At 63.6% G+C, this 5,627-nt stretch carries 4 protein-coding genes and 1 pseudogene; 4 read left to right on the forward strand and 1 reads right to left on the reverse strand.

Annotation, left to right across the window (positions count from 1 at the left end; genetic code table 11):
• Positions 1–1,495: sigma-54 interaction domain-containing protein (locus tag AC1D2K_RS28670; protein WP_478093038.1), on the reverse strand; the 1,495-nt coding region annotated here is incomplete at its 3' end.
• Between the two features lie 367 nt (positions 1,496–1,862).
• Here AC1D2K_RS28670 and AC1D2K_RS28675 point away from each other — a divergent pair.
• The 4 genes and pseudogenes from AC1D2K_RS28675 to AC1D2K_RS28690 all read left to right on the forward strand — a co-directional run.
• Entirely contained in the window at positions 1,863–2,591 is a 729-nt protein-coding gene (locus tag AC1D2K_RS28675; protein ID WP_478093039.1) for a glycosyltransferase, read from the forward strand.
• 158 nt (positions 2,592–2,749) lie between these two features.
• Positions 2,750–3,286 carry a glycosyltransferase family 2 protein gene (locus AC1D2K_RS28680; protein WP_478093041.1) on the forward strand — a complete coding sequence of 179 codons (537 nt, stop codon included), beginning with the start codon at positions 2,750–2,752 and terminating at the stop codon, positions 3,284–3,286.
• A 135-nt stretch (positions 3,287–3,421) separates the two neighbouring features.
• Entirely contained in the window at positions 3,422–4,912 is a 1,491-nt protein-coding gene (locus tag AC1D2K_RS28685; RefSeq protein ID WP_478093044.1) for an MBOAT family O-acyltransferase, read from the forward strand.
• Positions 4,913–4,974: 62 nt separating this feature from the next.
• Positions 4,975–5,627, forward strand: a pseudogene (locus tag AC1D2K_RS28690) (hypothetical protein); the annotation flags it as partial.

A 5,627-nucleotide genomic window follows, 5' to 3' on the forward strand; every position in this document is an offset into this window, starting at 1 on the left:
GGATGCCCAAGAGACGCGAGCTCGCCAGCTTGTTGCCGCCGGTCGCGGCCATCGCGGCGGCGATCGCACGGCGTTCGAGTTCCGCCACCTGCTGGGCCAGCGGCCGCAGCAGCGCCACGCCCTCGGCCGAATCGGCGGCCGCACGCGGCAGCGGCTCGGCCGCCGCGATCTGCTCCTGGCCCGCCTCGCGCAGGATGCGCTCCAGCTGCGCGGCGTCGATGCGCTGCGAGTCGCTGCGCATGGTCACCTGCTCGAGCACGTTGCGCAGTTCGCGGATGTTGCCGCGCCAGTGCTGGGCCGCGAGCAGGGCCAGTGCTTCGGGCGTGAGTTCGGGCGGTGCCTCGCCGCTGCGCAGCGCCATGTCCTCGCCGAGTGTCTCGACCAGCGCGGGAATGTCGGCGCGCCGCTCGCGCAACGGCGGCACCCGCACCGGCAAGACATTGAGGCGGTAGTAGAGGTCTTCGCGAAAGCGCCCTTCCCGCACCAGCGCCGCCAGGTCGCGCGAAGTGGCGGCGATCACCCGGGCATCGAAGGGGACCAGCTTGTTGGAGCCCAAGGGCTCGATCTCGCCCTCCTGCAGCGCGCGCAGCAGCTTGGCCTGCAGGCCGAGCGGCATGTCGCCGATCTCGTCGAGGAACAGGGTGCCGCCATCGGCCAGCTTGAACTTGCCTTCGCGCGCCTTGCGGTCGGCGCCGGTGAAGGCGCCGGGCGCGACGCCGAAGAACTCGGCCTCGAGCAGGGTGTCGGGCACGGCCGCGATGTTGACGCTGACGAACATGCCGGCGGCGCGCGCCGAGGCGGCATGGATCGCGTGCGCCAGCAGTTCCTTGCCGGTGCCGGTCTCGCCGAGCAGCAGCACCGGGCTCGACGACTGCGCCGCGYGCCGCGCATGGCGCTTGACCTCGACCGCCGCCGGGCTGCTGCCGATGAAGCTCGCGAAGGTGTACTTCGATCGGCGCTGGCCGTCGGCCGACTGCTGGTACAGCGGGTTGTTGCGCTGGCTCGCGAGTTCGCGCCGCGCATCGTCGAGGTCGCGCTGCAGCAGCGCGAACTTGCTGATCAGCGGCTGCAGCGTGGTCTCGGGGTGGTCGAACAGCACGATGCCGATGGCGCCGATGACCTCGCCAGGCGCGGCGCCGGCATCGCCCTCGCGCTCCTCGCGCAGCGGGATGCGGCTGACCACGAAGGTGCCGGCCTTGTTGGTCAGCAGATCGATCAGGATCGGCTCGCCGGTGTCGAGCACGCGGCGCATCTGGGTGTTGGGAATGACGTCCTCGACCGGATGGCCGAGGAACTGATCGATCGACGAGAAGCCGAGTGCGGGCAGGAAGCGGCGATAGCCCTCGTTGACCCAGACGATGCGCCCGCCCCGGTCGACCAGGAACATGCCCTGGCTGATGCTGGAGAACAGATGGAACATCGAGCGCGCAGCGAGCGCGAGGATGCCTTCGGCGTCGAGCGGCAAGGCGGGGGGTGCGGCGGGGGCGGAGGGCATGGCGGGGATCGTAGCGTGCGCGGTCCAACGCGCGGAAAACGCGTTTACCCGGTCGTCGCGCTTCCTGCCACTGGCAGCCCGAGCGGCCGTTCACATGGACAACCAGCAAGCCTGGCTATGACCCCGCCAATTTTGCGACGAGTGCAGACCAGCGCTTTCTCAAACAAAACAGCCGCATGCAGAGCGAAGAATCAGATTTCTCTCATGGATGCCCGCCCTCACCGAGGGCAAACTCGTCCGCCTCCTTCCAACGAGCCAATGGATTTCAACGCGATCGAAGCGGTGCGCTGCCCATACACGCGCGTCCAGCAATTGCCTGAGGACGGCGCTCACCCATCTCCTCGACCACAACGAACAAAAAGAGTGCATGCAAAAAATGATTTCTGATCTGTCCAGGTTGCGCGCCGTGTCTGCCAAGTTTGGGCCACGGGTGGCCGGAAATCTCGTTCGCCGCCGGATCTACCGGAAGTTGGGATACCCCTTCCCGATCGGCCATCGGTCCGCATCCAGCCCCTGGGGCAACGACTATCGCATGTGGGTGAAGAACCATGACACGCTGACGCGCAGGCAGCGGAACAGCATCGGCGATCGAATCGAAAAGATGGAACGGCGGCCGCGCTTTTCGGTAGTGATGCCGGTCTACGACCCCGCCCCGAACTTTCTGCGAGAGGCCATCGAATCGGTCCGGAGTCAGCTGTATCCCGACTGGGAGCTGTGCATCGCCGACGACGCATCCACCGACGATGCAATCCAGGACGTCCTGCGGGAATACCTCGCGCTCGATCCGCGGATCAAGGTCGACTTTCGCGCATCGAACGGCCACATCTGCGCCGCGTCCAACAGCGCGGTGGCCTTGGCTACGACCCCCTGGATCGTCCTGATGGACCACGACGACGTGCTTGCGGAAGAAGCACTTTTCTGCGTCGCACAATGCATCTCGGAGTGTCCGGATGCAAGGCTCATCTATTCCGACGAGGACAAGATTGACGAAAAGGGGCAACGTTCCGGCCCCTACTTCAAGCCCGACTGGAACCTGGACTTGTTCAGGTCACACAACATTACGGCTCCGACGAAGCTTCCACGCTGTCCTTTCTGAAGAGAATTGCCAGGCGACCAAACGTTCGGGTCCTTCGGGACGACCGCCCATTCAACTACTCCGCCCTCAACAATGCGGCGGTTCGCATCTGTCAGGGCGAAATCATCGCACTGTTGAACAACGACATCGAAGTGGTGTAGGAAGATTGGCTCTCGGAGATGGTCAGCCTCGCTGCGCAATCGGACATCGGCTCAGTCGGGGCGCGACTCTGGTATCCGGACCTGACCCTCCAGCACGGCGGCGTGGTCCTGGGGCCGGGCGGTCTGGCGGTTCATGCGCACAAGGGCCTTTTACCCAGCCAATTGGGGCACGCCGGTCGCGCCGCCTTGACGCAATCTTTCTCCGCGGTCACGGCGGCGTGCCTGGTGGTTCGCAAGGCGCTCTACGAGCGCGTCGGTGGCCTCGATGAGGTCAACCTCGCGGTGGCGTTCAACGATGTCGATTTTTGTCTGCGACTGGGCGAATTGGGCTATCGCAGCGTCTGGACGCCCTATGCGGAACTGCTGCATCACGAGTCGGCGACGCGGGGAGATGATCTCGCGCCCCAGCAACGCCAGCGCTTCGAGAAAGAGATCGACTACATGCGCGACCGCTGGGCGCCGGTGATCGCGCACGACCCCGCCTACAGCCCCAATCTGACCGTCGACGCCGAGGACTTTTCCTACGCCTGGCCGCCCCGGACCGAACTGATCTGACGGGCTGGCGCCACCGCTTCGCGTCTGTGCGCATCTTCGCGCGCCGGAAGGTGCCGCCTCTGCCCCGGTGCACCTCGCTTCCTCAGCCCTCGGACGAACAACCCATGCCACGCGCCGGCTCGGCCAACGTCTCTCATGCTTTTCAACTCCTACCCCTTCCTGTTCTTCTTCTTTCCGTTGGTGCTGGGAGGATTCTTCCTGATCGCGCGCTCGCATGCGCGCGCAGCAATCGCATTCCTGGGCCTGGCTTCGTTGTTCTTCTATGGTTGGTGGAGCATCAAGGCCCTGCCGCTGCTGGTCGCATCGATCTGCTTCAATTTCTGGATGGGCGCGCACCTGACACCTGAGTCGGGCCGGAGCACGCCGGCACGACGTCGGCTGCTGATCGCGGCCTTGGGGGTGAACCTCGGCGTGCTCGCAATCTTCAAGTACGCGAACTTCTTCATGAGCAACGTCGACGCTGCGTTCGCGTCGGCCGGCTTCTCCCCGGTCGGGATGGCACAGATCGTGCTGCCGATCGGGATATCGTTCTACACCTTCACCCAGATTGCATTTCTGGTCGATTGCTGGGCCGGCAAGGTTCGGGAGCGGGAGTTCGGACCGTACCTGCTTTTCGTGACCTACTTTCCCCATCTGATCGCGGGGCCGGTGCTCCACCACGCGCAAATGATGCCCCAGTTTGCGGATGCTGCGACCTACCGTCCGCAGGGCAGAAAAATTGCCATCGGGATCACGATCTTCGTCATCGGACTGAGCAAGAAAATCCTCGTCGCCGATCGACTGGGCCTCTATGCCGACATGGTCTTCAACGGTGTGCACGGCGGAGCCGCGCCATCGTTGCATTCCGCATGGATGGGCGCCATTGCCTATTCCTTACAGATCTACTTCGATTTCTCGGGGTACTCGGACATGGCAGTTGGCATTTCCCTCTGCTTCGGCATCCACCTGCCTCAAAACTTCTTCTCCCCGTACAAGTCCACCAGCATCATCGAATTCTGGCGGCGCTGGCACATCTCGCTGTCCACGTTCCTGAGGGACTACCTCTATGTTCCCTTGGGCGGCAATCGCAAGGGGCCTGGCCGCCGCTACCTGAATCTTTTCGCCACGATGCTTCTGGGCGGGCTCTGGCATGGCGCCGGATGGACCTTCGTGATCTGGGGGGCGATGCACGGCGCCTTCCTCACTGTCAATCATCTCTGGAAGACGAAACTCGGCGCCCGGCTGCCTGTCAGCCGCATCTATCGCGTCTTCGGATGGTCTCTGACCGTCCTGTGCGTGATTGTTGCTTGGGTGGTGTTCCGCGCCGAGAACATCGACGACGCATTGGTTATCTACAAGGGGATGCTGGGCTTGAACGGGACTGGCAGCAGCAGCTTCAGCGAGTTCTCCATCCCCTACGAGAAGAGCCGTTTTTACAAGATGGTGCTGGGCGCGATCCTGATCTGCGTTGCGCTGCCTCCCGCGATCTCGGTCGCGCGATGGGTTCCATCCCCAGCTGCGTTGATGAACCGCCCTGTGCTGACGAACCTGTTTGCGCTCTCATCCGCGCTCGTGGTTTTTGCCCTGCTCTGGCGATGCGTTTCCAAGTTCGGCTCCTACAGCCCTTTCATCTACTTCCAGTTCTAAGCATTCAGATCGACACTGCGCACGCGATGTAGCGTCCGACGCCACTGCACAACCCGTTGCCCATGAACACCACGCCACAACCCACCGGGTCGATCGATGCAACGTTGCAATGTTCGACCGCGATCCATGCGCCGCAGCGATCCTCAGGCAGAGGCCGCTTTTCATTCCTGACCCCCGCGCGATCGTGGCTGACATGCTTCCTGGCGTGCTTCCTCGCTGTCGAGTTCCTGCTGATCGCGTCACTCCTGACACCGGCCCCATACGGCGATCTCACCCGGCTCGGATTGCTTTCTGACAGGCAATTCGGCTGGACGAAATCTCCCCCGGTCGTGGCGGCCGAGCATGCGAAGAGTTGGCCGCTCGAAGAGGCCGACATCCTGGTCGTCGGTGACAGCTTCTCGATGACGCTGCGTTGGCAGTCGGAACTGATCAAGAGCGGCTACAAGATCTCCACCATCTACTGGGGGCAATCGGGCCCGCTGTGCGCGGACTTCTCGAAGTGGGTCCGGCAGGCTGGCTTCAAGGGTGATCTCGTGATCGTGGAAAGCGTCGAACGATTGCTGGGTGACCGTCTGTTCGAAGGCCGATATTGCGAATCGATGCCGGGCACTCCGGTGGTCAAGTTGGAGCCCTTCGTCGAGCCCCTCGCGAAGCGGCCTTCCTTTGCGCTGAACTGGGAAGCTCCGCTGTCGACCGGGTTGAGGGTCTTCAAGAG

It is taken from the genome of Variovorax sp. P1_H12_2 (genome assembly GCF_056405335.1).